At 45.7% G+C, this 25,039-nt stretch carries 19 protein-coding genes; 13 read left to right on the top strand and 6 right to left on the bottom strand.

All coding sequences use genetic code 11. The features are described from left to right. Positions 1-7 precede the first annotated feature (7 nt). Positions 8-811, top strand: a complete 804-nt coding sequence (locus tag AB4493_RS12255) for an undecaprenyl-diphosphate phosphatase (protein ID WP_010434624.1) — start codon at positions 8-10, stop codon at positions 809-811. Between the two features lie 91 nt (positions 812-902). Here AB4493_RS12255 and AB4493_RS12250 read toward each other — a convergent pair whose 3' ends face one another. Continuing rightward, positions 903-2,219, bottom strand: a complete 1,317-nt coding sequence (locus AB4493_RS12250; RefSeq protein ID WP_372155047.1) for a multifunctional CCA addition/repair protein — start codon at positions 2,217-2,219, stop codon at positions 903-905. A 36-nt stretch (positions 2,220-2,255) separates the two neighbouring features. On the opposite strand from AB4493_RS12250, the gene AB4493_RS12245 reads away from it, so the two are divergent. Continuing rightward, positions 2,256-3,926 carry an AAA family ATPase gene (locus AB4493_RS12245; protein WP_372155045.1) on the top strand — a complete coding sequence of 557 codons (1,671 nt, stop codon included), beginning with the start codon at positions 2,256-2,258 and terminating at the stop codon, positions 3,924-3,926. After that, positions 3,926-4,900, top strand: a complete 975-nt coding sequence (locus AB4493_RS12240) for a general secretion pathway protein GspB (RefSeq protein ID WP_372155043.1) — start codon at positions 3,926-3,928, stop codon at positions 4,898-4,900. Before AB4493_RS12245 ends, AB4493_RS12240 begins: the two co-directional genes overlap by 1 nt. A 105-nt stretch (positions 4,901-5,005) precedes the next feature. Here the strand turns inward: AB4493_RS12240 and AB4493_RS12235 are convergent, their stop codons facing one another. From AB4493_RS12235 to AB4493_RS12225, 3 genes are all read right to left on the bottom strand, one after another. Then, positions 5,006-5,617 carry a TIGR04211 family SH3 domain-containing protein gene (locus AB4493_RS12235; RefSeq protein WP_017062917.1) on the bottom strand — a complete coding sequence of 204 codons (612 nt, stop codon included), beginning with the start codon at positions 5,615-5,617 and terminating at the stop codon, positions 5,006-5,008. Between the two features lie 205 nt (positions 5,618-5,822). After that, complete coding sequence (locus AB4493_RS12230) at positions 5,823-7,085, bottom strand: inorganic phosphate transporter (protein WP_017062916.1); 1,263 nt, start codon at positions 7,083-7,085, stop codon at positions 5,823-5,825. Positions 7,086-7,213: 128 nt separating this feature from the next. Beyond that, positions 7,214-7,894 (bottom strand): TIGR00153 family protein, encoded by a 681-nt coding sequence (locus tag AB4493_RS12225; RefSeq protein ID WP_010434644.1) that lies wholly within the window; start codon positions 7,892-7,894, stop codon positions 7,214-7,216. Between the two features lie 207 nt (positions 7,895-8,101). Between AB4493_RS12225 and AB4493_RS12220 the strand changes: the two genes are divergently transcribed. Then, on the top strand, positions 8,102-9,619 hold the full coding sequence (locus tag AB4493_RS12220) for a CYTH domain-containing protein (protein WP_372129610.1): 1,518 nt from the start codon (positions 8,102-8,104) through the stop codon (positions 9,617-9,619). Positions 9,620-9,670: 51 nt separating this feature from the next. Here the strand turns inward: AB4493_RS12220 and AB4493_RS12215 are convergent, their stop codons facing one another. Then, positions 9,671-10,420, bottom strand: a complete 750-nt coding sequence (locus tag AB4493_RS12215; protein WP_102321461.1) for a potassium channel family protein — start codon at positions 10,418-10,420, stop codon at positions 9,671-9,673. A gap of 97 nt (positions 10,421-10,517) precedes the next feature. On the opposite strand from AB4493_RS12215, the gene AB4493_RS12210 reads away from it, so the two are divergent. From AB4493_RS12210 to hldE, 3 genes are all read left to right on the top strand, one after another. Beyond that, on the top strand, positions 10,518-11,774 hold the full coding sequence (locus AB4493_RS12210) for a methyl-accepting chemotaxis protein (RefSeq protein WP_372155041.1): 1,257 nt from the start codon (positions 10,518-10,520) through the stop codon (positions 11,772-11,774). Positions 11,775-11,999: 225 nt separating this feature from the next. Further along, a complete protein-coding gene (glnE, locus tag AB4493_RS12205) occupies positions 12,000-14,849 on the top strand; it encodes a bifunctional [glutamate--ammonia ligase]-adenylyl-L-tyrosine phosphorylase/[glutamate--ammonia-ligase] adenylyltransferase (RefSeq protein ID WP_372155040.1) in 2,850 nt (949 codons plus the stop codon). Positions 14,850-14,970: 121 nt separating this feature from the next. Beyond that, positions 14,971-16,401, top strand: coding sequence for a bifunctional D-glycero-beta-D-manno-heptose-7-phosphate kinase/D-glycero-beta-D-manno-heptose 1-phosphate adenylyltransferase HldE (gene hldE / locus AB4493_RS12200; RefSeq protein WP_372155038.1), 1,431 nt, complete (start codon positions 14,971-14,973; stop codon positions 16,399-16,401). Positions 16,402-16,515: 114 nt separating this feature from the next. On the opposite strand, the gene tolC is transcribed toward hldE, so the two are convergent. Continuing rightward, positions 16,516-17,841, bottom strand: coding sequence for an outer membrane channel protein TolC (gene tolC, locus AB4493_RS12195; protein ID WP_017061424.1), 1,326 nt, complete (start codon positions 17,839-17,841; stop codon positions 16,516-16,518). A 227-nt stretch (positions 17,842-18,068) separates the two neighbouring features. Here tolC and nudF point away from each other — a divergent pair, with 227 nt between their 5' ends. The 6 genes from nudF to parC all read left to right on the top strand — a co-directional run bounded on the left by nudF (position 18,069) and on the right by parC (position 25,030). Then, a complete protein-coding gene (gene nudF / locus AB4493_RS12190) occupies positions 18,069-18,698 on the top strand; it encodes an ADP-ribose diphosphatase (RefSeq protein WP_017061425.1) in 630 nt (209 codons plus the stop codon). 4 nt (positions 18,699-18,702) lie between these two features. Then, the gene (locus AB4493_RS12185; RefSeq protein ID WP_008222561.1) at positions 18,703-19,143 is read left to right on the top strand and encodes a DUF1249 family protein; all 441 of its coding nucleotides are present in this window, start codon (positions 18,703-18,705) and stop codon (positions 19,141-19,143) included. Between the two features lie 59 nt (positions 19,144-19,202). Then, entirely contained in the window at positions 19,203-20,027 is an 825-nt protein-coding gene (cpdA, locus tag AB4493_RS12180; protein WP_017061426.1) for a 3',5'-cyclic-AMP phosphodiesterase, read from the top strand. A 15-nt stretch (positions 20,028-20,042) separates the two neighbouring features. After that, complete coding sequence (gene yqiA, locus AB4493_RS12175; RefSeq protein WP_102319687.1) at positions 20,043-20,648, top strand: esterase YqiA; 606 nt, start codon at positions 20,043-20,045, stop codon at positions 20,646-20,648. A 239-nt stretch (positions 20,649-20,887) separates the two neighbouring features. Continuing rightward, entirely contained in the window at positions 20,888-22,768 is a 1,881-nt protein-coding gene (gene parE, locus AB4493_RS12170; protein WP_017061428.1) for a DNA topoisomerase IV subunit B, read from the top strand. Positions 22,769-22,771: 3 nt separating this feature from the next. Beyond that, the gene (gene parC, locus AB4493_RS12165) at positions 22,772-25,030 is read left to right on the top strand and encodes a DNA topoisomerase IV subunit A (protein WP_017067236.1); all 2,259 of its coding nucleotides are present in this window, start codon (positions 22,772-22,774) and stop codon (positions 25,028-25,030) included. The last annotated feature ends 9 nt before the right edge of the window (positions 25,031-25,039 follow it).

Genomic DNA, 25,039 nt, shown 5'->3' with positions numbered 1-25,039 from the left:
GTAAGTAATGAGTTATTTTGAAGCGTTTATATTGGCGTTGGTGCAAGGCTTTACAGAGTTTTTACCTATTTCCAGTTCTGCACACCTAATCCTTCCTTCAGCTGTTTTAGGCTGGGAAGATCAAGGTTTGGCTTTTGATGTCGCTGTCCACGTTGGTACTTTGGCAGCTGTTGTTATCTATTTCCGTAAAGAAGTGGTCTCTCTGTTGAGCGCATTCTTTGGTTCAGTGTTTAAAGGCGATCGTAGTAAAGAAGCGAAGTTAGCGTGGATGATCATTCTCGCGACGATTCCTGCGTGTATCTTTGGCTTGTTGATGAAAGATATTGTTGAGCTTTACTTACGCAGTGCGTGGGTGATCGCGACGACAACGATTATCTTTGGTCTATTGTTATGGTGGGTGGACAAGAACTCAAGCCTGCGCGATGACGAATACCAAGCGGGTTGGAAAAAGGCGCTGTTTATTGGTCTTGCTCAAGCAATGGCGATCATTCCGGGCACGTCTCGTTCTGGCGCAACCATTACCGCGGCGCTTTACCTTGGTTTCACACGTGAAGCGGCGGCTCGATTCTCTTTCTTGATGTCTATCCCAATCATCACTCTGGCTGGTGGTTATTTAGGTCTTAAGTTGGTGACAAGCGGTGATCCAATCCATGTTGGCACTTTGCTAACGGGCGTTGCGGTGTCTTTCATCAGTGCTTACATCTGTATCCACTTTTTCTTGAAGCTTATCTCTCGTATGGGCATGACACCGTTCGTTATCTACCGCCTGATTCTAGGTTGTGGTCTGTTTGCTTTCTTAATGATGCAGTAACAGACACAGGCAACGGTCTCGCTGTAAGAATTGAAACAAAAGGCCCGCTTAACTGCGGGCTTTTTATACGTTTTAGGTAGAGCGGCGACGATTAACTGCTAGCGAGTTCTGATAGGGCGTTTTCAATTGCGATGGCTCTGCGTTTCTCTTGTTCTTCTCGAATATCTTTGCCTTTAAAACCAGCGGTAATGATCGCTTTTACTTCGACTTGAAGCGCCGCTTGGTAGGCGACTTCAAAGCGCGCTTTTTGAGGATAAGGCTGATCTTCTAATCCTTTTCGGCCTGCGTGGTCGGCCTGGCAGCAAAGTAGTATATCGTCGAGCCTATCTGGCTTACGCCAAACATCGAACTTGTTGAGAACCTTGAGAAAGGTGGTTGGTTTGAGCTCGCCTGCGCGGTGGATATTAGAATGTTGCTCGCACACTAACAACGCAAGGTCTCTGAATTCATTGGGCACTCTGACTCTTTCACACAGCTTCTTAATGATTTTTAAGCCTGTATGGCAATGCATTTTGTGGCTTGGCCACTCGCTTTCTGGCGTGACGCCTTTACCTAAATCATGTACTTGAGCGGCAAAACGCACGGGTAACGATGAGCTTAATCGCGCAGCTTGCTGAGCAACCATCAGAGTGTGAATGCCCGTGTCGATCTCAGGGTGCCACTTTTCCGGTTGAGGTACACCAAACAGCGCGTCAATTTCAGGCAACACAACAGCCAATGCACCACACTCTTTAAGTATCGAAAGGAATACTTCAGGGTGCGGAGTACTAAGGGATTTATGCCACTCTTGCCAAACTCGTTCGGCAGTGAGATGTGCCAGTTCACCGGATTGAACTATCTCGCTCATCATCACCATGGTTTCTGGTGCAACCGTAAAGTTGAGGTGATGGAGTTTGGCGGCGAAGCGAGCCACACGCAGCACACGAAGAGGATCTTCAACAAAAGCGTCCGAGACGTGCCTTAGAATACGATCAGAGAGATCTTTCTGGCCATGATAAGGATCGTGAAGTTGGCCTTTATCATCTTGAGCTATAGAGTTGATGGTCAGATCTCGACGCATCAGGTCTTCTTCCAAACTCACGTCTGGCGCGAAGTAACATTCGAAGCCTGTGTAACCAGAGCCTGATTTTCTCTCAGTGCGAGCCAGTGCGTGCTCTTCTTTGGTTTTTGGGTGCAAGAATACCGGGAAATCTTTTCCCACAGCAGTAAAGCCAAGGTTTTCCATCTCTTGAGGGGTACTCCCTACCACGACCCAATCTCTATCATAACTATCAATATTGAGCAGCTTATCGCGCACTGCTCCACCGACTAGATAGCGTTGTAGCCCGTTGTCTTTTGGTAGGCTATCGTAAATTTGCAACTTATCACCTCGAAATGTTTTATCACTGCTGGACTTTACTGCAAGCAATGGTACTTTCCATTAATCGTAATTATAGGGCAGCACATGTATAAGGAATATTTTGGCTTCGTTGAGATGCCATTTTCGATTGTACCAAATTCTCGCTACTTGTTTTTGAGTCAGCGCCATCAAGAAGCGATGCAGAACCTACAAGCCGGTTTAGGCGAGGGTGGGGGCTTTGCGATGCTTACTGGTGAGGTTGGTACAGGGAAAACAACGGTCGCTAAGGCGATGTTGTCTTCATTGGATAGTCATACTCAGGCTGGCCTTATACTTAACCCTACGTTTTCAAATACGGATTTACTAGAAGCTATCTGCGATGAGTTTGAGGTCGAGTACCCAGAACAAGCATCGTTGAAACAGCTCAGTCAGGCTATTCATTATTTTATACTTGATAGCCATGCCGAAGGCATTCAAACCCTATTGGTGATCGATGAAGCCCAACACCTCGCTGCCGATGTGTTGGAGCAGTTACGCCTTCTAACAAACTTGGAAACCGACAATCGTAAGCTGTTAAAAGTACTGTTGGTCGGCCAGCCGGAATTACAACAGCACTTACAAACCACGCAGCTACGTCAGCTAGCACAGCGCATTACTGGTCGTTATCACTTACTGCCTCTTAATACCGAAGAAACGGGCAAGTACATCGCGTTTCGTTTGGAGACGGCGGGTGGCGAGCAGATGTTGTTTTCGAACCGTTCTATCAAGCTGATTGCTCAATATACGCATGGTATTCCAAGGCTCATTAACTTGGTGTGTGATAAAGCACTGCAGTTGGCTTTTCATGACGGTGAGCAGCTACCGAGCAATGAAACGGTTAACCGAGCGTGTCAGCAGGTTATGTCCTTTCAGGCCGATGTGTATCACGTCGAGAAAGCTCTAACTTCTCGTGTCGCGCCTAAGTTATTCCAATACGCAGGGATTGCGACGTTAAGCGTTGGTCTTGCAATAGCGACCTTTAACTTCGCTCCAAGCTATATCAATGCTTGGTTGCCTACGGATGCATCAAATGGAGCAAAGACGGAAGTGTTAGCACGTACTCAGCGTTCTTTGGTATCAGATGTTCCTAAGTTGGTTGCTGAGCCAAAACCTTCCAAGTTTGCTTTGCCACAAGATATTCAACAGCACTTGATGCAGGGAACCAATCGTTCTCTCGCTATCAAGGACTTGTATACGCTCTGGGGGTATCAGTCTTCACTGCGTGATGGCTTGTGCTTAAGTGAGCCGCAAAGTGTCTTTGTGTGCGAGCAACAACAGTCAAATTTGGATACATTGTTAGAGCTTGGCGTACCCGTGGTCCTTAATCTGGATATCGATCAAGAACCAGTGTTTGCTGTGCTTTATGGTGCGTCTGAGGAGTCTGTCGAGCTCCTCGTTAACGAAAAGCTCTTGGTGATGCCGAAGCAATCCTTAGAGCAAATCTGGCAAGGCGATTACGTCGCTATTTGGAAGCAGCCGCTGCGAGAGACCCTTAAAGAGGGCTATCAAGGTGAAGCGGTTGCTTTGCTTGATCTACTGCTTTCTGAAGTATTAGGAGAGGTTGTTTCCGGTAGTGATGTATTTGATTATGAGTTAAAAATGAAAATCGAAGCATTTCAAACGTGGCAAGGTATGTCTGTTGATGGCATTGCAGGTAAGCGCACCTTAGCAAGATTGCAGAGATTAGCTCAACTCGATTCGCCTAAGCTGATGTCACTAGAAGGGGGCGAAAGCTAATGTCACGTATTATGCACGAACTTAAACAGCCGTCTCACAAGCCATCTTCTATTAATCAGCACTCTCTTAGCAAACCAAGCTTCAAAGGCTACCAGAATCATCATGTTCCTAATTCTGCAAAAGGGATGAGCAACAAGCGAGGTTCATCGTTAGCGATGGGGCTACTCTTAATCTTGGTTCCTTCTTTGTTGGTGGGTGGCGTCTTGGCTTATCAATCGTATATCCAACAACAAGAAGCCGTGAACCAAGCTGCCAATGTCGCTCTGCCAGAATTTAAAACTGAATCAGACATTGAGCCTGAAATTGCGGATGCTGATATAGCAAGCATGGATGCCGTGTCTGAGGAAGAAGATGCCTTGTTCACCGTTCGCCCTGCACCGGCGAGCCAACCGTTGAAAGCATTGCCACGCCAAGAGATGTATGCACAGATTGATTCTGGCGCTAATCGTGCAAACACCGCTGGTGGCTCAGCAGTGATCTTCGCTAATGCTGATAACAACACTCAAATGACAGCCAGTTCTGAATCGTCATCCGTTCAGCCAGGCGCGAGTGATGAAACGACTGCTCTGCAATCAAATAGTGACTTACAATCGGACAGTGATCTGCTGCAAGGGCTAGACCTCAGTGAGTTGCCACCTGATTTGGCATTGAAGCTTGAATCCATTATGGGGGAGCAACAAAGCGCTCCTGAGCCGATGGATTCTAGACCCTCAGGGCAAAGGGGTTCTCCGGTCATTGAGTTGGAAACGCACACCAATAGCTTATCAGGCGTCCTTCCTAAGTTAGACCTACAAACCCATATGTACTCGAGCAGCGAAACCAAGCGTTGGGTAAAAGTGAACGGCCAAGAAGTGGCGCAAGGAGATTGGATTGGACAAGACATTCAATTACTAGAGATTAAGCCACAATCAGTGATCATAGAGTTCAATCAACAGAAGATAGAAATCCCGGCTCTGTACGAGTGGAAAGGTTAGCGATTTCTATACGTATTTAGATAACAGATAAATAAAAAGGAGCACCTCGGTGCTCCTTTTTGATATTCGATACTGAATTTACTGTACCTGATACAAGCGTTAAGTCTACGCCCAACCGTTTGGTGATTTTCTGCGACGAGGCATGATGTGTGGCAGAACAAGGCCTAGAAGTAGACCAATACCCGCAACACCACCACCGTACATGAAGTACTTCAATAGTAGGTCGTCTTTTTGAGTGTCTAGCTTAGCGCGCAGTTCACGGTTCTCTGTTTGAGAACTCGTTAGCTGTTGGCTAATTTCACTGTAGTTCTGTTCTAGTTCAGCAATCTGCTTGTTACGAGAATCTAGAGAGCTTGCTAGGCCAGCTTTTTCGCTGTCAGCACTCTGACGAGCATTCGCTAGCTTGCCTTTAACTTCCGTCAGCTCTTTCTCTAGCTTAGGCATACGCAGTGCCATGCTTTCTTGAGTGCTTACAAACTTGCTTTCAACCCAACCTTTACGGCCACGGTTGTCTTGAATTTGGGTGTAACCCGTACTCTTGTTAGTTTGTAGGAATGTAATCTTTTCACCAGCATCAACACTACCGATGATACGGAATGTGTTGTTTGGGCCAGAATGCATATAAGTAAATAGTTTGTCAGCAATATAACGGTCTTGTGCAAAGGCAGCTGGAGCCGCAAGCATTGCGAACAAAACTAAGCTAATCAGTTTTTTCACAGTAAATCCCTTAACGATTCAAATTGGGTAGGCGTATGAGTCAGCCTCAATCAGCAAATAATATTTAGTTTCTTTATGCGGTGCAACAAAGAAGGGAGGCAAAGCCTCCCTTTCTGTGCGTTTGAGTCAATAATGACATGGCATTTACATATCGTTACTGAAGCTCACACTGTTCTGACGCTAGTATTCACTAACGCAGTCGCGATTACATAGTAAACGCAGCTTGAATTCCGTAGAAGAACACAACAGCAAGTAGAGCACCTGCAGGTAGTGTCACAATCCAAGAAGCCACGATATTACGTACAACGCCTAAGTTTAGTGCTGCGATACCACGAGCAAAACCAACACCTAAAACAGCACCAACGAGTGTTTGTGTAGTAGAGATTGGAAGGCCAGTACCTGAAGCTAGTACAACCGTACATGCAGTTGCAAGTTGTGCAGCAAAGCCACGGCTTGGTGTTAGTTCTGTAATACCAGTACCAACGGTTGCCATTACTTTATGACCCATTGTTGCAAGACCAACAACGATACCGAATCCACCTAGAGGAAGAATCCACCATGCGATAGTACTCTTACCTGTGATTTCACCCATGTGCTCAACGGTTGATACAACAGCAGACAGTGGACCAATCGCGTTCGCAACGTCGTTTGAACCGTGTGCAAATGCCATCGCACAAGCTGTGATAACCATGAGTACAGAGAAGATGCCTTCAACACCTGCAAAGCCGTGGTCTTCTTCGCGGTTAGCGAATTTCTTCTGGATGTATAGGTAACCGCCGATCATTACAAGCGCAGAAACGCCAGCAGCCCAAACCCATGCTTCAGTGTTGCTTAGGTGAAGACCAACGTGCTTAAGGCCTTTCTTGATGGTTACAAGTGCAATTACCATTGTTGTAATGAACATGTATACCGGTACAAAGCGTTTCGCGTTAAATAGCGGGTTCTCTGTATCAAAAATCAGTCGTTGAGCACTTACAAATATGACGTAAGCGAAGAAACCGGAAATAACCGGTGTGATAATCCAACTGCCCACAATGCCTTGAACGCTGTTCCAGTCTACCGCTTCAGTACCTACAGACACACAAGCGAAGCCGATGATTGCACCGATGATTGAATGAGTCGTAGAAACCGGCCAGCCCATGTAAGAAGCGAGAAGTAGCCATGTACCCGCAGCAAGAAGTGCTGACATCATGCCGTACACAAGTACATCTGGTTGATGAGCGAATAGAGACGTTTCGATAACACCTTTACGGATCGTGTCTGTTACTTCGCCGCCCGCAAGGTAAGCACCTGCGAATTCAAAGATCATTGCGATAATGATCGCTTGTTTAACGGTTAAAGCTTTAGAGCCTACTGAGGTGCCCATTGCGTTCGCAACGTCATTTGCACCAATACCAATAGCCATCAAGAAACCGAAAGCTGCTGCAACAATAATCAGGACAGTGCCGTAGTTAGCAAGGATATCCATCGTAATACCTAGTTGTTTGATAACAAGCGGAACAAATTTAGACGCAAAAAACCGCTCAGCGAGAGGAATACTCAGCGCATAAGTGGTTTGTTCAAAAAATGCTCTTCGTTATATGGTTAACGTATGATTTAAGATCGAGAAAGCATTACTTCAAGACGAGCGCCTACACGCTGTGCTTGATCTGCAATACCACCAACCCATTCAAGAATTTTGTATAAGAACATGATATCAACTGGATTCAGATCGCCTTCAATTGCCATTAGTTGTTGGCGTAGTTCGATCTGCATCGCATCCGTGTCATCTTCAATTACATCTAATTGATGAATCATTTCGGCAACGAGTGTTACTTCACGGCCTTTAAAGCCAGTCTCAAGTAATTCGTCTAATTCATTGATTACGTTTTGTGCTTGGTTCGCTGCATCTAGACAACGTTTAACGTAAGCGATGAAGTTTTCTTGCATAGGAGCAGGAATGACAAGTTGACGACCATATACACGGCCAGCAATGTCTTTCGCTAGGTTTGCGAGTTTGTCTTGTTGAGTTAATAGCTCCAACATATCGGTGCGATCAACTGGCATAAACAAACCACGAGGAAGTTTAAGGCGAATTTCACGTTTTAGTACGTCAGCTTCTTTCTCAAGGTGAGAAATTTGAGCTCGAATTTCTGATGCTTTTTCCCAGTCACCTTTTGAAGAAACTTCAAAGAAATTAACTAGGTGAGAACAACATTCGTTCACGCATACTACGTGACGCTGCAAAGGTTTAATTGGGGACTTTGCAAATAACCCCATAATTGTATTTACTGGCATGGTCATCCAACCTAATAAATAATAACCTTAAAACAACATACACCATATTCATGGTGAAATGTTAAGCGATGGCTACAAAGTCGCGCATGTTAACCTAATCAATCTCTCATTAAAACTGTTTTAGATCATCATAAGGGCGATATTTCTGACTTGCCGACTTTTCAAATTGGCAATATCCTGTCCCTATCTTCACAGAAAGGTATAACTATGGAAACCGAGATAGAACTGAAGTTTTTTGTTTCTCCTGAATTTTCAGAGACTTTACGCAATAAAATTGCTGAAACTAAAGTACTTCAGCACAGTTGTCGTGAGCTAGGTAACATCTACTTTGACACCGCTGACAACTGGCTACGTAAGCACGATACAGGCTTACGCATTCGACGCTTTGATGACGTATTTGTACAAACCGTAAAGACTGCTGGTCGTGTGGTTGCTGGCCTGCATCAAAGGCCTGAATACAATGCAGAACACGACAGCAACGAACCTAAGTTAGCCCTGCACCCAGAGGATATCTGGCCAGCAGGTAAAGACATCGAAACGTTGCAAGCTGAGCTGACTCCTCTGTTCTCTACCAACTTCACGCGTGAGCAGTGGTTGATTGGTATGCCTGATGGTAGCCAAGTCGAGGTCGCATTCGATCAAGGCTTTGTTGAATCAGGCGACCTGCAAGAACCGATTTGCGAAGTCGAATTGGAACTTAAATCCGGTCAAACGGATGCGCTATTTACATTGTCTCGCCAATTCTGCGAACAAGGTGGCATGCGTTTGGGTAACCTAAGTAAAGCAGCTAAGGGTTACCGCCTTGCTCAAGGTTATCAAGGAGATGAAGTCACTCCTTTGACCTTAGTTGATACTGACAAAAGTGATACCGTTGAATCGTGTTTCATTCAATCTTTAGAGCATGCTCTCGCTCATTGGCACTATCACGAGCAGATTTTCACTGAGCGTCAATCGATTGAAGCGCTACATGAGATCAGTCATTCACTGAGCTTTATCCGCCAGACTTTCACCATTTATGGTGGCATTGTCCCTAGACGTGCGAGTGCTATTTTACGTCAAGAGTTGAAGTGGCTTGAGCAAGAGCTCGACTGGCTGAAAAGTTATGATCACTTCGAAGACTTGCTGGAAGATAAAGGCCATGTACTACGTAAACTCGATGCGCGTAAGTTCTTAGTCGCTGAGCTTAAAGAGATGCAAGAGCAACTGCCAGATCGTGAAGATCTGCTTACCTTGCTGAGTTCTGCTCGATACACTGGGTTATTATTAGATCTGAGCCGTTGGATCTTGTCTCGTGGCTGGCAACCTTTCTTAGATGAAAAAGCACGTGAGCAAATGGCTCGTGGTATCGAATGGTTTTCCGTGCAGCAACTCGATCGCACATGGGCCGATTTGATGGAAGCTTTCCCGCCAGAGCGAGTGATGACTAGCCAAGCGTATATTGATCAGCAATACCGTTTGATGCGTAATCTGTATTCTGGCGTTGGTTTCGCGAGTTTGTATGATGACGATGAACGAAACAGCTTCCGCTTGCCATGGGCCGATATGGTGCAAGGCATTGATGACTTGCTGGCACTTAAAACATTAGAGCCTTTGACTGAGAAGCTGGAAGGCGATGAGAAGCTTCAGCTAGAGCGTTGGTTAGCTCGTCAAGAAGTGTCCATTCTGCATGCGATGGAACAGACACGCCAAATCAGTGTTGAGGTTGAGCCATACTGGCAAGACTAAACTCGATACCTGTATCAATAGAAGTATGAATTTGAAAATAGGGCTCGGGCCCTATTTTTTTGTTTGTTGCTCAAGTTTTTCGAGTCGCTCTAAGATTTTCTGTTGCTGCTCGATGATCTTCTCAAGGTGTTTCTCTTTGTTTTCCGCTCGTTGATTCTCATGATGAGTTGGGGAGGTGATCAAAGAAGTAATCAAGCCTGAAATCATACCAAACACACCGACACCACAGATGATCACCATTGAAGCCACTAACTGACCGGAAGTTGTCACTGGGTAATGGTCGCCATAACCCACAGTACTGATGGTCACAAACGCCCACCATAAAGCATCATGACCTGTAGTGATGTTGGCGTTCGGATCTTTGTGTTCCAATAGCAGGATCGTGCCAGCACCGATAGTCAGTAAGATCACCAAAAGCAGAATGATGGAAGCGAAAGTGGTCTCTTTCCTATTACGAAATAACTCTCTGAAAATACGTTTACTTGAACGCAGAACTAAGATGACTCGCAGAATTTGAAAAATACGGGCGAAACGAAGAGGCTCGATCATTGGGATACTTGCTAAGAAATCGATCCAGTGTACTTTTAGAAATTCTTTTTTGTTTTGTGATCTAAATAGATCAATTGTGAGCTGAAAAAGAAAAACACTACAGATTATAAAATCGAGGCCGATAAGGACTTGTTTCGATTCTTTATCGATCGGTACGAACAATAAGCCTGAGATCACAAATAACGCTAAGAAAGAGAGAATCAGTGACAATAAGCTCATCGGCTTGGTGGCGTCTTTGGTATTATTCAACATTCATACGAGGCTCAAAATAAATCGCGAACTTTGACTGACATAGCCACCTCGCGGATATAGAAGCCATCAATATATAAGAATTAATGGAGAACTGACAATGACTAAACTGTCATTCAAGCCGTGGGAAAGGATAATCTCTGACGTTCGTCTCGTTCCAAAAATGGTCATGTTGATGATATTCAGCACTATCTTGATCATTTCGAAGCAGCTATGGGACGCAAGTACGTTTTACGATTCATTGCTTGCTGTAACGAACAATGCGCAAGTCGCACAACAGCATTACGAGACTTACCTAGTTCAAGTGGCTTGGCAAACAGCCTTGATGATCATTGTGTTTGTGGTTCTTCTGTTAGCAGCGGCGCGCGTTATGCTGCGCCAGACTCAATACCTTAATGACGCCATTAAAACCATGGCAGATAAGAACTTATCAGTGCCGATTCAAATGGATTGTAAAGATGAATACGGCGATGTGGCACGCGAACTTGAAAAAACTCGCGTCCAACTGAACGACATGATCAAAACTCAGGTGGCCTCTTCTGATGAGCTGTTTGCTCTGACGGAAGTGATGACCATCAGCATGTCTGAAACCAAAGAGTCAGCTCAAGAAGAGTTCAACGAGATCGATCAACTGGCAACAGCAATGAGTGAGATGACGTCGACGGTGCAAACTGTCGCTGAGCATGCACAAAGCGCTTCGTCATTGACTGAACAGGCATCAGGCCAAGCTCTTACTGGTCAGAAGTTCGTTCAAGGATCAGTGTCTAAGATGAGTGAGCTATCTTCAGATATCGCAGCATCTGCAGCAGCGGTAAACCAAGTAGAAGAACGCGTTGACTCAATTGGCAGTGTGGTTGGTACTATCCAAGGCATTTCAGAACAGACAAACCTACTAGCATTGAACGCTGCAATTGAAGCGGCACGTGCCGGTGAAGCGGGTCGTGGTTTTGCGGTTGTTGCTGATGAGGTTCGTAACCTTGCACAGCGCACTCAGCAAGCGACGGTAGAGATTCAAGACATGATCAGTCATCTACAAAGCAGCGCTAACTCTGCGGTAGAACTGATGGAGAAGAGTGTTGTTGAAGCGGCTGAAGGTGTTGATCTGGTGACTAACGCGGGAAGTGAGCTTGACGGCATTGTAAGCCAAGTCAATCAAATCAATGATATGAACTTCCAGATCGCGACCGCTGCAGGCCAACAGAGCAGTGTTGCTGAAGAGATGAGCGTCAACCTGACCAATGTACGCGAGCTTGTTGAAGCTTCAGTTGTGGTGGTTGGTGAACTGCTCGAGACCTCTCAGCTTATGGAAAGTAACGCGCAAGAACTCGACGGTAAGATTAAGAAATTTAAGGTTTAGTCCTCAGCACCCAATCTTCATCCGTCAAAGGCTAATTCCCAGAGACTGTTTCTCGGTTGTAAGCTCAACCAGATAAGTTAATCGATAAAACGCCCACATTGCTAATGTGGGCGTTTTTTATTGGCGTAACTTTGGTATAACTTATCTTTAGTTATGAAAACTCGTTATTGAAGAACTGAATCGATAAACCGATTGTTCGGCGCGCAGCTTATACAAGGAAGAAACATGCCATTGCCTTCTCAACTCATCACTCACTCCCAGTCTGCTTTTGAGCAATTATTAGAGCATCAAAGTGAAGCCATCAATACTTGGTCTGAGCCACTGACTGAAGATCTTAAACGTGTACTCGGTTTAAGCTGTTTTATTGGTGATTGCCTGCAGCGTGATACGGTTTTATGCGGTGACTTACCTGATATGTTGGCATACGAAGAACGTGCTGAAGGATACCGAGAACGCTTGGCTGAATTACTTTCTGGTTGCACCGATGAAATGAGCGGTCAGCGCGTGCTGCGTCAATTCCGCAATCGAGAAATGACCTACATTGCTTGGCGTGATTTCATGGGTTCGTGGGAGCTAGAGCAGAGCCTAAATCATCTATCGATGTTGGCTGAGGCGATGATCTTCGAAACCTACCAATGGCAGTACGATATTTGTTGTAAAGAGTGGGGCACACCTTGTAATGAACAAGGCGAAGCACAGCCGATGTTGATCATTGGTATGGGCAAGCTAGGGGGCGGTGAGCTTAACTTCTCTTCCGATATCGATCTGATCTTCACCTACCCAGAGAATGGTGAAACCCAAGGTGCAAGACGCAGCATTGCCAATGCGCAGTTCTTTACACGTCTCGGGCAACGTATTATTAAGGCGCTTGATCAGCAAACCTTCGATGGATTCTGTTATCGAGTAGACATGCGCCTGCGTCCATTCGGTGAGAGTGGTCCACTGGTCATGAGTTACGCTGCGCTAGAAGATTACTATCAAGAACAAGGTCGCGATTGGGAACGCTACGCTATGGTCAAAGCGCGTGTGATGGGCAGTGAGATGTACCCTGAGTATCAAGAGCTTCGCCAAATGCTACGCCCGTTTGTGTTCCGCCGTTATATTGATTTTAGTGCGATTCAATCTCTGCGCCGTATGAAATCAATGATCAGCAGCGAAGTACGCCGCCGTGGCCTTTCAAACAATATCAAGCTTGGTTCTGGTGGTATTCGCGAAGTTGAGTTTATAGCCCAAGTCTTCCAATTGATTCGTGGTGGACGCGAACCAAGCCTTCGTGGCCGAGGATTATTAGAAACCTTGAGTGCGATTGAGTCACTTAACCTTCTGGAAGCTCAAGAGGTGGGACATTTACGTGAAGCTTACCTGTTTTTACGCCGCCTAGAAAACCTATTACAAGCGATGGCCGATAAGCAAACTCAAACCCTACCCGATGGTGAATTCGAACAGTTACAGCTAGCCGTCGCCATGCAGTTTTCCGATTGGGATGGTTTGATTGATGCGACCCGTGCTCATATGGCAAATGTACATACGGTATTTGAAGACTTGATTGGGGTCGATGAAGAAGATGCGAACCCAATCGCGAGCCACTTTAGCGAGTTGTGGGATATGGCCCATAAACCCGATGTAATTGAGCACGTGTTGGAACACGATATTGCGGTCGCGAGCCCGCCTGATGCGGCGAAAACGATCATTCAGTTTAAAGCCGATTTGGCTAAAAAGACCCTTGGCCCTCGTGGGCGGGAAGTCCTGAATCGTCTAATGCCTAAAGTATTTCAAGCTTTATATACGAATAAAGACGCCGAGTTTGGTTTGTCGCGAGTGCTACATTTACTGCAAAAAATAGTGACGCGTACCACTTACCTTGAGCTATTGGATGAACACCCAGCAGCGCTGACTCAGTTAGTTCGCTTATGTACAGCAAGCCCGATGATTTCGGAGCAGTTGGGTCGTTATCCAATTCTGTTAGATGAACTTATCGACCCTCAGCAACTCTACAATCCCGTGCCTTTAGAGTCTTACAAGACCGAGTTGCGTGATTATCTAGCCCGTATCCCTGAAGATGATATGGAGCAACAGATGGAAGGTCTGCGTCAGTTTAAGCAGACCTGTATATTGAGAATTGCAGCCGCGGATATTGCGGGTGCTCTACCTGTCATGAAGGTCAGTGATCACCTGACCTACTTAGCAGAAGCCATTGTGGAGGCGGGGGTCAATCAAGCTTGGTTACAAGTATCCGCCAAGTTTGGTGAACCGACCCATGTTAAAGATCGCGAAGGTCGCGGTTTTGCTGTCGTTGGTTATGGCAAAGTCGGTGGTTGGGAGCTTGGTTATAACTCCGATCTTGATATCGTGTTCATGCACGACTGCCCGGTACACATCTATACTGATGGAAAGAAAGAGATCGATGGACGCCAATTCTACTTAAGATTAGCGCAGCGTATTATTCATATTTTCTCGACCAGAACTGCTTCTGGCATTTTGTACGAAGTCGATACTCGCCTACGCCCTTCTGGTGCATCTGGTCTATTGGTGAGTCCAACCGATGCCTTTGACGAGTATCAGCACAATGACGCGTGGACATGGGAGCACCAGGCCCTCACTCGTGCTCGTATGATTTACGGTGATGACTTATTGGTATCTGCGTTTAACAAAACTAGGCATGAGGTTTTGTGCTTGCCACGAGATGAGGCAACACTCAAAAAGTCCGTTGTGGATATGCGTGAAAAAATGCGCGGCCATTTAGGCGGTAAAAAAGTCGATAGATTCATGCTTAAACAAGATGCGGGTGGTATTACCGATATTGAATTCTTAGCGCAATATTTAGTGCTTAGATACAGTAATGAGAAGCCAAAGCTTACTCGTTGGTGTGACAATGTACGAATCTTCGAAAGCTTGTTGTCACAAGGGATTATGGACGAGCAGCAAGGCATGGCATTAACCCATGCTTATACAACATTAAGAGATGAAATCCACCACCGTAATCTACTTAATCTTGATGCGGATGTGGCGATTGAAAAGTTTGAAATGGAAAGAGAACATGTTGTTCAAGCATGGAAGCAGTGGATGGAAGCATAACCCAGTCATACAGTAATGACGGATGTACCTATCTTGATAGGCTTTTACTCATTTATCTATAGTTTAGCCTCTGTAATCAGTGTGCTAGACTCTAGCCAGATTCGATTTTTGGAGATCCATAATGAAACCAATTCTACCTGACTACAGCCAATCAGGCGTTCTTGTTGTCGGTGACGTAATGCTTGACCGTTACTGGTATGGCCCAACTGGCCGTATTTCACCAGAAGCGCCTGTACCCGTTGTAAAAGTAGAAAATAACGAAGAGCGTCCTGGTGGTGCAGCCAACGTAGCAATGAATATTGCTTCTCTTGGTGGCCATGCTCATATCGTTGGTTTGACCGGTAAAGATGAGCCTGCTGAGGTGTTAAAAAATACCTTAGGCGCACTAAAGGTTAAATGTGATTTCGTTGAGTTGGAAGACTACCCAACCATTACTAAACTGCGAGTGATGAGTCGTGGTCAGCAGCTCATTCGCCTTGATTTTGAAGACAAATTCGAGAATACGGATCCTGAGCTTGTTTTGTCTCGTATGGAGCAAGCGCTCCCTAACGTGCGCTCGGTAATTCTATCTGATTACGCGAAAGGTGCGTTGGAGCACGTGCAGAGCTTTATCCAAAAAGCACGCGCAGTAAAAGTTCCTGTGTTTATCGACCCGAAAGGCGCAGACTTTGAACGCTACCGTGGAGCAACGTTGCTTACACCAAACATGGCTGAGTTCGAGTTGGTGGCTGGCAAAGTAAAATCTGAAGAAGAAATGATCGAAAAAGGACTCGCGTTAATCGAAGAGTTTGATTTCGAGGCTTTGTTGGTAACGCGCAGCGAACATGGTATGACTTTGCTTCGCAAAGGTTTGGAACCATTCCACTTGCCGACTCAAGCTAAAGAAGTGTATGACGTGACAGGTGCGGGTGATACGGTTATCTCGGTACTGGCAGCTTCCGTTGCTGCTGGTAAGCCACTGGATGAGGCGTGTGCACTGGCGAACGCTGCTGCGGGTGTGGTAGTAGGTAAGCTTGGTACATCTACACTGTCTACGATTGAGTTAGCGGAAGCGATTCACGGTAGTCAAGACACAGACTACGGTGTTATCTCTGAAGCGGCACTGGTTGAAGCGGTGAAGCGTGCTCGTGCGAAAGGCGAGAAAGTGGTGATGACCAATGGCTGCTTTGATATTCTGCATGCTGGTCATGTTTCTTACATGAACCATGCGGCTGAGTTGGGCGATCGTTTGATCGTTGCGGTGAATACTGACGAATCAGTGAAACGCTTGAAAGGCCCTGGTCGCCCTGTGAACCCAACTGATCGTCGTATGGCGGTATTGGCTGGCTTAGGTGCAGTTGATTGGGTTGTGCCATTCTCTGAAGATACCCCTCAACGTTTAATCTCTGAGGTACTGCCAAGCATTCTTGTGAAAGGTGGTGATTACAAGCCTGAAGAGATTGCTGGTGGTGCGGAAGTGATTGCTGCTGGTGGTGAAGTGAAAGTACTTAACTTTGAAGATGGTTGCTCTACCACTGAAATCATTAAAGCGATTAAAGGTGGTCGAGGCTAGTTTTTAGTTTTTGGCGTTAAGCTTTTAGTTAGGCAGTAAATCTCGCTTTAATCGATAATAAAAATGCCGCTCAATGAGCGGCATTTTTGTAACGGTAACTTGAGTAATTAAGAGTTACTTACTTGCTACTTTTAGACCTGCGTTTACATCAACAATGTCTTGTTCGCTTAGCGTACCAACTGCTTGACGAAGCTGAAGTACACTTAGGATGTAGTTGTAACGAGCATCTGAAAGGTTTTTGTTCGCATCATATAGACGACGAGTCGAATCTAGTACGTCAACGATAGTACGAGTACCTACATCAAAACCAGCTTCTGTTGCTTCTAGAGCAGACTGAGCAGAAACTACAGACTGTTCGTAAGCGCGTAGAGCACCGATCGAAGCGCTGATGTTGTTGTTGAATGCACGTACGTCTTTTACAACGCTACGGTAAGTTGCTTCTAGATCTTCACTTGCTGCAACGTAGTTGTATTCAGCCTGTTTAGTCAATGAAGTTGTGTTACCACCCGTGTATAGAGGTACAACTAAGTTCAAACCAATGTTTAGGTTGTCTTGGTCGTAATCTTGGGTGCTGTTTGATTGATCTGAAACAGCGTAGCTACCATCTAGGGTTAAGCTTGGTAGGTGACCAGAGCTTGCTAGAGAGATGTTGTCTTTTGCTACGTCTTGAGAGATACGTGCAGCCAATAAGCTAAGGTTCTTTTGTTCTGCTTGTTCAACAAGTGCAACTGCAGACTCAGAAGATTTGCTTGCTGAGAAACGATCAGTATCTAGGATGCTTAGGTTAGAGTGTTCCTGACCTGTAATCTCACGAAGACCTTCGTAGCTATTCGTTAGGTCGTTCTCTGCAAGAACTTCATCAGCCAAAACACCATCGTACTGAGCTTGCGCATCATGTACATCGGTGATTGCTGAAAGACCTACTTCAAAACGTTGCTTAGTTTGTTCTAGTTGACGAGCAACCGCTGCTTTCTCTGCACGAACAAATTCTAGGTTATCTTGAGCGCGAAGCACTTCGAAGTATGCTGTCGCAACACGAAGGATCAAGGCTTGTTGTTCTGCCGCGTAAGCTGAATCAGATTGACGAGCGGTTTTCTCTGCCGTATCTAGTGTGATCCATGAAGAACGCTGGTAAAGCTCTTGGCTGAAGCCGATAGCAGCTCCCCAAGTGTTGTTATCAATGCTTGAATTACCAACACCTGATGTATCTCGATCACCACGATTAATGTCGTAGTTTGCTGTTAGGTTGATTTGCGGTAACAAAGAGCTACGACTTGACGTTACTGCTTCAAAAGCGGCATCGCGCTGCGCTGCTGAACGAAGAAGTTGTGGATCGTTCTGTTTTGCTTGGTCGTAAACTTCAGCTAGCGTATCAGCAAAAGCTGACGAACTCAGGCTGCCAATTGCTGCACTGATAAATAGTGGAAGCAGTTTTTTCATTTTCCTATTCCTGCCTTTTATGGAATTTTCTTTAGAAGAGTTTAACCCAGTTTGGTGGTAATTTACTCGAAACTTTGCACTTTTTTACAGTTAACTGTCCACTTGTGCAATATTTATTTTTTAAAGCTTAACTTTAATTATAAATTTTATATAAAAAGTTGAACCTTATCCTTGGTAGTTAACTCGGACAATGAGTAAACTATAAAGATCACTTAGTGAGGTACCAAATGCAACAGTATGACAATCAACGACATGAGTTTACTCCGCAAGATGTGGAAATAGTCTCAAAAGAGACGCTGTTTCGTGGTTTTTTCAAAATGGTCAAGTACACATTTAAACATAGACTATTTGAGGGAGGCTGGAGCCAACCAATAGAGCGTGAGATGTTTGAGCGTGGACATGCTGCCGCTTTGCTACCTTATGATCCTGTGCGTGATGAAGTGGTGATCGTCGAACAGATCCGTGTCGGAGCCCTAGAGCATGAGAACCCATGGCAATACGAAATTGTTGCTGGGATCATTGATACGGACGAATCGCCACAAGACGTCGCTCGTCGTGAAGCAATGGAAGAAGCCGGAGTCGAAGTCGGATCTGTATTGCCTATTACTTCGTATTATCCTTCATCTGGTGGTTGCTCTGAAAAGCTCGACGTCTTTGTTGGCTGTGTTGATGCAACGACAGCCAAAGGGGTACACGGATTGGACTACGAAGGTGAAGACATTCGTGTACAAGTGATGAGTCGCGAAGCGGCTTATCAGTTGGTAAAAGATGGTGTATTTGAAAATGGAGCCACGATCATTGCGCTACAGTGGCTACAATTGAACTACCAAGAATTACAGTCAGAGTGGATAGATTAACGTCATGCCAAATATCGCGGTCAAAAAACCGTATCATGTTGATCTTGCTGAATTGATGCGAGTTTACGAGACTAACTATGCCAAACTGAACGCTTTGTTACCGGTTGGGCATGAGGTTGGTGACGTTCGCTGTTACCAAGCCGTTAATATGGTGTATCAATTGACAGTGAATGAGGTCACAAAATACACCACATTAATAGATATATGTCAGAGTGATGCGATGCCAGTGTTTCCTTTGCCAAAAATGTCTGTCAGGCTATATCACGACGCTCGAGTTGCAGAAGTGTGCGCTAGCGGGGATTTTTCGCGAGTCAAAGCGAAATATGACTACCCCAACACTAAGCTTCTGCAAAAGGACGAGAAATTTCAATTGAATAAATTTCTTGGGGAATGGTTAACGTTTTGTTTAAAAACGGGTATCAGCCGAACCCCAATTGCCTTTTAATTGAGCCTATTTATCAACACTTTTAAAGTCTAAACAGTAACGTATCTGGATTTGTTATTTTGGAATTATCACACACTTCAAAATTTGATGAGAGCACTATTAAGCTTGTGCAGCTAACGGACACGCATTTATTTGCGCCGAGCAATGGCAGCTTATTAAGCATCAACACTCAAGATAGCTTTCGTGCTGTAGTCGATGGCATTGTTAGTCAGGGCTTTGACTATCAAGCGATTTTAGCAACCGGTGATATATCTCAAGATCACAGTGCTGAGTCGTACCAGAAATTTGAGTCAGGGATTCAGCCTTTGGAAAAGCCATGCTATTGGCTGCCAGGGAACCATGACTTTAAGCCTAATATGGGCAGTGTTTTACCATCACCACAAATACAGTGTGTTGAGCATGTCTTGCTAGGCGATAACTGGCAGATGGTGATGCTAGACTCGCAGGTGGTTGGTGTGCCTCATGGTCGCCTCAGCGATCAACAGCTTGACCTATTAGAACAGAAGCTGACGGAGTTCCCTGAACGTAATACCTTGGTTCTATTGCACCACCATCCATTGTTGGTTGGCAGCGCATGGTTAGATCAACATAACCTAAAAGACGCCGATCAATTTTGGGATGTGGTTCAACAGCACACCAATGTTAAAGCCGTACTGTGTGGTCACGTTCATCAAGACATGAACCGAGATCATCATGGTGTACAAGTCATGGCAACACCGTCGACTTGTGTGCAATTCAAACCTAACTCAGATGACTTCGCGGTTGATACTTTGTCTCCGGGCTGGAGAGAGATTGAATTACATCAAGACGGTACCGTTAGCACGCAAGTTCGTCGTCTGCCTCATGGGCAGTTCTTGCCTGATTTTAAGGCTGCTGGTTACTAATGAAGGCGGTTATTGATGCTAGGCTCTAATCAACAAGCTAATAAGCCATCGCTGCTTCTCTATATTCACGGATTTAACAGCTCATCACGTTCTCATAAAGCGAATGTGATGGCAGATTACTGTGCGGAGCATCGCGCTGATATTAAAGTCGTAACCCCTCAACTGCCGAGTTTCCCTCAACAAGCGGCACTTCATTTACAGCAGCTGGTGGAGCAATACAAAGAGCAATATCAAATAGCGTTGGTCGGTAGCTCGCTGGGTGGCTATCTTTCAACATGGCTGAATAGCCACTATGGTTTTAAAGCGGTGGTTGTAAACCCAGCAGTGAAGCCGTATGAGCTTCTTGCTGACTATTTAGGTGAACAAGTAAACCCATACACAGATGAACGATATGTACTGGAAACAAAACATATTGATGAACTGAAGGCGTTAGAGGTTTCGGCTATCGCTAAGCCGAGCGACTTCTGGTTACTTCAGCAAACGGAAGACGAAGTTCTGGATTACCGACAAGCGGTAGAGAAGTACCAAGGTGCAACACAGACAGTAGAAGAGGGCGGGGATCATAGCTTTGTTGATTTTGAACGCTACCCACAACAAATCATCACCTTTCTAAATCTTTAATCTGTTCCACCAACCAAGTGATTTTCTCTTGTTTGCCTGTTATTTCATCTATCAATGGTGAAATATCATAGTTTGATGTCTTAGTTTTTGAACTAGCTTGACATCATTACTCAGCTTCCAGACTATATTCCCCAATACTTCGCTCGTTCGCTCTACTATGACGGTTCATAGTAATGATTCTGCTTTAGTGAAACTGGAGCCAGCGAACTGACGCAAACTTTTTGAGTAAACTCCGTATTATGACTGAACAATATAATGCAAAAGACCTCGAGGTACTTGAAGGTCTCGACCCTGTGCGACACCGCCCGGGAATGTATACCGAGACAGAAAGACCTAACCACCTTGCCCAAGAAGTCATTGATAACTCGGTCGATGAAGCACTAGCGGGACACGCTAAGAAGATCAAAGTGGTACTTCATGCAGACCAATCGTTAGAAGTTACCGATGACGGCCGTGGTATGCCTGTCGATATCCACCCTGAAAAAGGGATCTCAGGTGTTGAGCTGATTTTAACTAAGCTCCACTCTGGCGGTAAATTCTCGAATAACAACTATAAGTTCTCTGGTGGTCTGCACGGTGTAGGTATCTCGGTTGTAAACGCGCTGTCAAAACGTGTTGAAGTGACCGTACGCCGAGAAGGTCAGGTTCACGAGATCGCACTTGAAGGCGGTCATGCAGTAACAGAGCTTACTGTGACGGGCACTTGTGGTCATCGTAACAGTGGTACATCAGTACATTTCTGGCCTGATCCTAAGTACTTCGATAGCCCTAAATTCTCGACACTTCGTCTGATTAACAACCTACGTGCAAAAGCAGTGCTTTGCCCAGGTTTAGAAATTACCTTTATCGACAAAGTCGGTGGTGAAGAGCATAAATGGTTCTATGAAGATGGTCTAAAAGACTACCTTGCCGAAGGCGTGAAAGGTTACACCTTGCTGCCTGAAGAACCGTATGTTGGCGAATTCGTTGCTGAAACAGAAATGGCAAACTGGGCGATCATCTGGCAGCCAGAAGGCGGCGACATGATCACCGAAAGTTACGTGAACTTAGTACCGACTAAACAAGGTGGTACACACGTAAACGGTCTTCGCCAAGGTCTTCTTGATGCAATGCGTGAGTTCTGTGAATTCCGTAATTTGCTGCCGCGTGGCGTTAAGCTAACGGGCGACGATATCTTCGATCGCTGTTCGTACGTACTGTCGGTGAAGATGCAAGATCCGCAGTTTGCTGGTCAAACAAAAGAGCGCTTGTCTTCACGTCAAACTGCTGCGTTTGTGTCTGGTGTGGTAAAAGATGCGTTTAGCCTGTGGTTGAACGAAAAGCCACAACTGGCAGAACAGCTAGCAGAAGCTTGTATTGCGAATGCCCACCGCCGTATGCGCGCAAGCAAAAAGGTTGTGCGTAAGAAAATCGCTTCAGGCCCAGCACTGCCGGGTAAGCTAACTGACTGTTCAGTTCAAGACTTAAGCCGTACCGAAATCTTCTTCGTGGAAGGGGACTCGGCGGGTGGTTCTGCTAAACAAGCACGTGATCGTGAGTTCCAAGCAGTTATGCCACTTCGCGGTAAGATCCTAAATACATGGGAAGTGTCAGCCGACCAAGTATTGGCTTCGCAAGAAGTGCACGACATCTCGGTGGCTCTAGGCATCGACCCGGACAACGATGATTTATCCGGTCTGCGTTACGGTAAGATCTGTATCCTTGCCGATGCGGACTCGGATGGTCTTCATATCGCGACACTGCTGTGTGCTTTGTTTACTCGCCATTTCCATGCATTAGTTGAAGCGGGTCATATCTATGTGGCAATGCCTCCTCTGTATCGTATCGATTGCGGTAAAGAAGTGTTCTACGCACTCGATGACGCAGAGAAAGACGGTGTGCTTGAGCGACTATCGCAGAAGAAAGCCAAGATCAACGTGCAACGATTCAAAGGTCTGGGTGAAATGAACCCACTTCAGTTGCGTGAAACCACCATGGATCCAAACACTCGTCGCCTTGTGCAGTTAACGATTGATGACAGCGAAGCAACCAACGAGATGATGGACATGCTGCTTGGTAAGAAACGTGCAGATGATCGCCGTACATGGCTACAGACTAACGGTGATATGGCCGAGGTATAATGGATGTCTAACGAAATTACATATGATGGCGTTGAACAGCTGCCAATGCGCAAGTTCACCGAAGATGCCTACTTAAATTACTCAATGTACGTGATCATGGATCGTGCATTGCCGTATATCGGTGATGGCTTGAAGCCAGTACAGCGTCGTATTATCTACGCGATGTCTGAGCTAGGCTTATCGGCTGCATCGAAATACAAAAAATCAGCACGTACCGTTGGTGACGTATTAGGTAAGTATCACCCACATGGTGACTCTGCTTGTTACGAAGCGATGGTATTGATGGCGCAGCCTTTCTCTTACCGCTACCCATTGGTAGATGGTCAAGGTAACTGGGGTGCTCCTGATGATCCGAAATCGTTCGCTGCGATGCGTTATACCGAAGCCAAATTATCTAAGTTTGCTGAGGTTCTTCTAGGTGAACTAGGTCAAGGCACTGTTGACTGGCAACCAAACTTTGATGGCACGATGAAAGAGCCTCAAATGTTGCCTGCTCGCCTACCTCACATCCTACTTAACGGTATCACTGGTATCGCGGTAGGTATGGCGACCGATATTCCACCACACAACGTGCGTGAAGTCGCGAATGCAGCCATTCACCTAATTGATACGCCTAAGTCTGAGCTTTCAGACGTGATGGGTTTCATTCAAGGTCCAGATTACCCGACTGAAGCTGAGATTATCTCCCCGAAATCGGACATCGAAAAGATCTACCGTACTGGACGTGGCAGCATCAAGATGCGCGCGGTTTGGCACAAGGAAGGCTCTGATATTGTTATCACGGCTTTACCTCATCAAGTGTCAGGTGCGAAGTTACTTGAGCAAATCGCTAACCAGATGCGCGCTAAGAAGCTGCCAATGGTTGACGACTTGCGAGATGAATCGGATCACGAGAACCCAACGCGTATCGTTGTCGTTCCTCGTTCGAATCGTATCGACTGTGACCAATTGATGAGTCACCTGTTCGCGTCGACGGATCTAGAGAAAAACTTCCGCGTTAACTTGAACATGATTGGTTTAGATAATCGTCCTCAAGTTAAAGGCTTAGTTCAAATCCTGAAAGAGTGGATCGAGTTCCGTCGCACAACGGTTCGCCGTCGTTTGCAGTACCGTTTAGATAAAGTACTGGCACGCTTGCACATCTTAGAAGGTTTGCTTGCTGCTTATCTTAATATCGATGAAGTGATTGAGATCATTCGTACAGAAGACGAACCATGTCCTGTCCTAATGAGCCGTTTCAACATTTCTGAAATTCAAGCCAATGCGATTCTTGATATTAAACTTCGTAACTTAGCTAAGTTAGAAGAGTTTAAAATCCGAGCGGAACAAGAAGAGCTTGAAGCTGAACGTGAGAAGCTTGAAAAGCTACTCGGTTCAGAGCGTCGCTTGAATACGCTGATCAAGAAAGAAATCCAAGCAGATGCGGATAAATACGGCGATGATCGTCGTTCACCTCTGATTGAGCGCGCTGAAGCGAAAGCGCTAACAGAGCGCGACTTAGTACCAAGCGAACCAATCACGGTTGTGTTGTCTGAGAAAGGTTGGATTCGTCATGCCAAGGGGCATGAAGTTGACGCTGAAGGTTTGAACTACAAATCGGGTGATAAATTCTTAGCGAGTGCTAAGGGTAAGAGTAACCAACAAGCGGTGTTCCTCGGCAGTGATGGTCGAAGCTACTCCCTTGAGTCACATTCATTACCGTCGGCGCGAAGCCAAGGTGAGCCAATTACAGGCCGCTTGAACGTCAGCCCAGGTACTTCTATTCGCCAAGTGGTGATGGGAGAGAATGAACAATTATGGTTAGTCGGTTCTGATGCAGGTTATGGTTTTGTTTGTAAGGGTAGCGATCTGCTGTCCAAGAACAAGAGCGGTAAAGCCTTGGTTAACTTGCCACAAGCTTCTGAAGTGATGATGCCAAGCCCTATTGCTGACTTGGACAGTAATCAGATTCTGGCGATTACTAACCAAGGTCGTATGTTGTTGTTCCCGATTAAAGATCTCCCTCAGCTGAGCAAAGGTAAAGGCAACAAGATCATCAACATCCCTTCTGCGAAAGCAAAAGAGCGTGAAGAGTTTGTCTCACATCTTATGGCTATCCCAGAGAATGCGACGCTGACTATCTACGCCGGTAAACGTAAGCTTGGTTTGAAACCTGCGGATCTTGAAAACTTCCGTGGTGAACGTGGTCGTCGTGGTGGTCTACTGCCTAGAGGACTACAGCGAGTGACTCGCATCGATATCGAAGAGCAAAGTGAATCGTAGAGATACTTG

It is taken from the genome of Vibrio sp. 10N.222.55.A1 (assembly GCF_041473835.1).
GTDB lineage: Bacteria > Pseudomonadota > Gammaproteobacteria > Enterobacterales > Vibrionaceae > Vibrio > Vibrio crassostreae_C.
The sequence above is the reverse complement of the archived record's forward strand: the minus strand, read 5'-3'. Positions and strand labels throughout refer to the sequence as shown.

Excerpts from the sequence above, each read along its gene's own strand:
- AB4493_RS12255 (WP_010434624.1), top strand. The coding sequence starts at position 8 with ATGAGTTATTTTGAAGCGTTTATATTGGCGTTGGTGCAAGGCTTTACA.
- AB4493_RS12245 (WP_372155045.1), top strand. The coding sequence starts at position 2,256 with ATGTATAAGGAATATTTTGGCTTCGTTGAGATGCCATTTTCGATTGTA.
- AB4493_RS12240 (WP_372155043.1), top strand. The coding sequence starts at position 3,926 with ATGTCACGTATTATGCACGAACTTAAACAGCCGTCTCACAAGCCATCT.
- AB4493_RS12230 (WP_017062916.1), bottom strand. The coding sequence starts at position 7,085 with ATGGATATCCTTGCTAACTACGGCACTGTCCTGATTATTGTTGCAGCA.
- AB4493_RS12225 (WP_010434644.1), bottom strand. The coding sequence starts at position 7,894 with ATGCCAGTAAATACAATTATGGGGTTATTTGCAAAGTCCCCAATTAAA.
- AB4493_RS12220 (WP_372129610.1), top strand. The coding sequence starts at position 8,102 with ATGGAAACCGAGATAGAACTGAAGTTTTTTGTTTCTCCTGAATTTTCA.
- AB4493_RS12215 (WP_102321461.1), bottom strand. The coding sequence starts at position 10,420 with ATGTTGAATAATACCAAAGACGCCACCAAGCCGATGAGCTTATTGTCA.
- AB4493_RS12210 (WP_372155041.1), top strand. The coding sequence starts at position 10,518 with ATGACTAAACTGTCATTCAAGCCGTGGGAAAGGATAATCTCTGACGTT.
- glnE (WP_372155040.1), top strand. The coding sequence starts at position 12,000 with ATGCCATTGCCTTCTCAACTCATCACTCACTCCCAGTCTGCTTTTGAG.
- hldE (WP_372155038.1), top strand. The coding sequence starts at position 14,971 with ATGAAACCAATTCTACCTGACTACAGCCAATCAGGCGTTCTTGTTGTC.
- tolC (WP_017061424.1), bottom strand. The coding sequence starts at position 17,841 with ATGAAAAAACTGCTTCCACTATTTATCAGTGCAGCAATTGGCAGCCTG.
- nudF (WP_017061425.1), top strand. The coding sequence starts at position 18,069 with ATGCAACAGTATGACAATCAACGACATGAGTTTACTCCGCAAGATGTG.
- AB4493_RS12185 (WP_008222561.1), top strand. The coding sequence starts at position 18,703 with ATGCCAAATATCGCGGTCAAAAAACCGTATCATGTTGATCTTGCTGAA.
- yqiA (WP_102319687.1), top strand. The coding sequence starts at position 20,043 with ATGCTAGGCTCTAATCAACAAGCTAATAAGCCATCGCTGCTTCTCTAT.
- parE (WP_017061428.1), top strand. The coding sequence starts at position 20,888 with ATGACTGAACAATATAATGCAAAAGACCTCGAGGTACTTGAAGGTCTC.
- parC (WP_017067236.1), top strand. The coding sequence starts at position 22,772 with ATGTCTAACGAAATTACATATGATGGCGTTGAACAGCTGCCAATGCGC.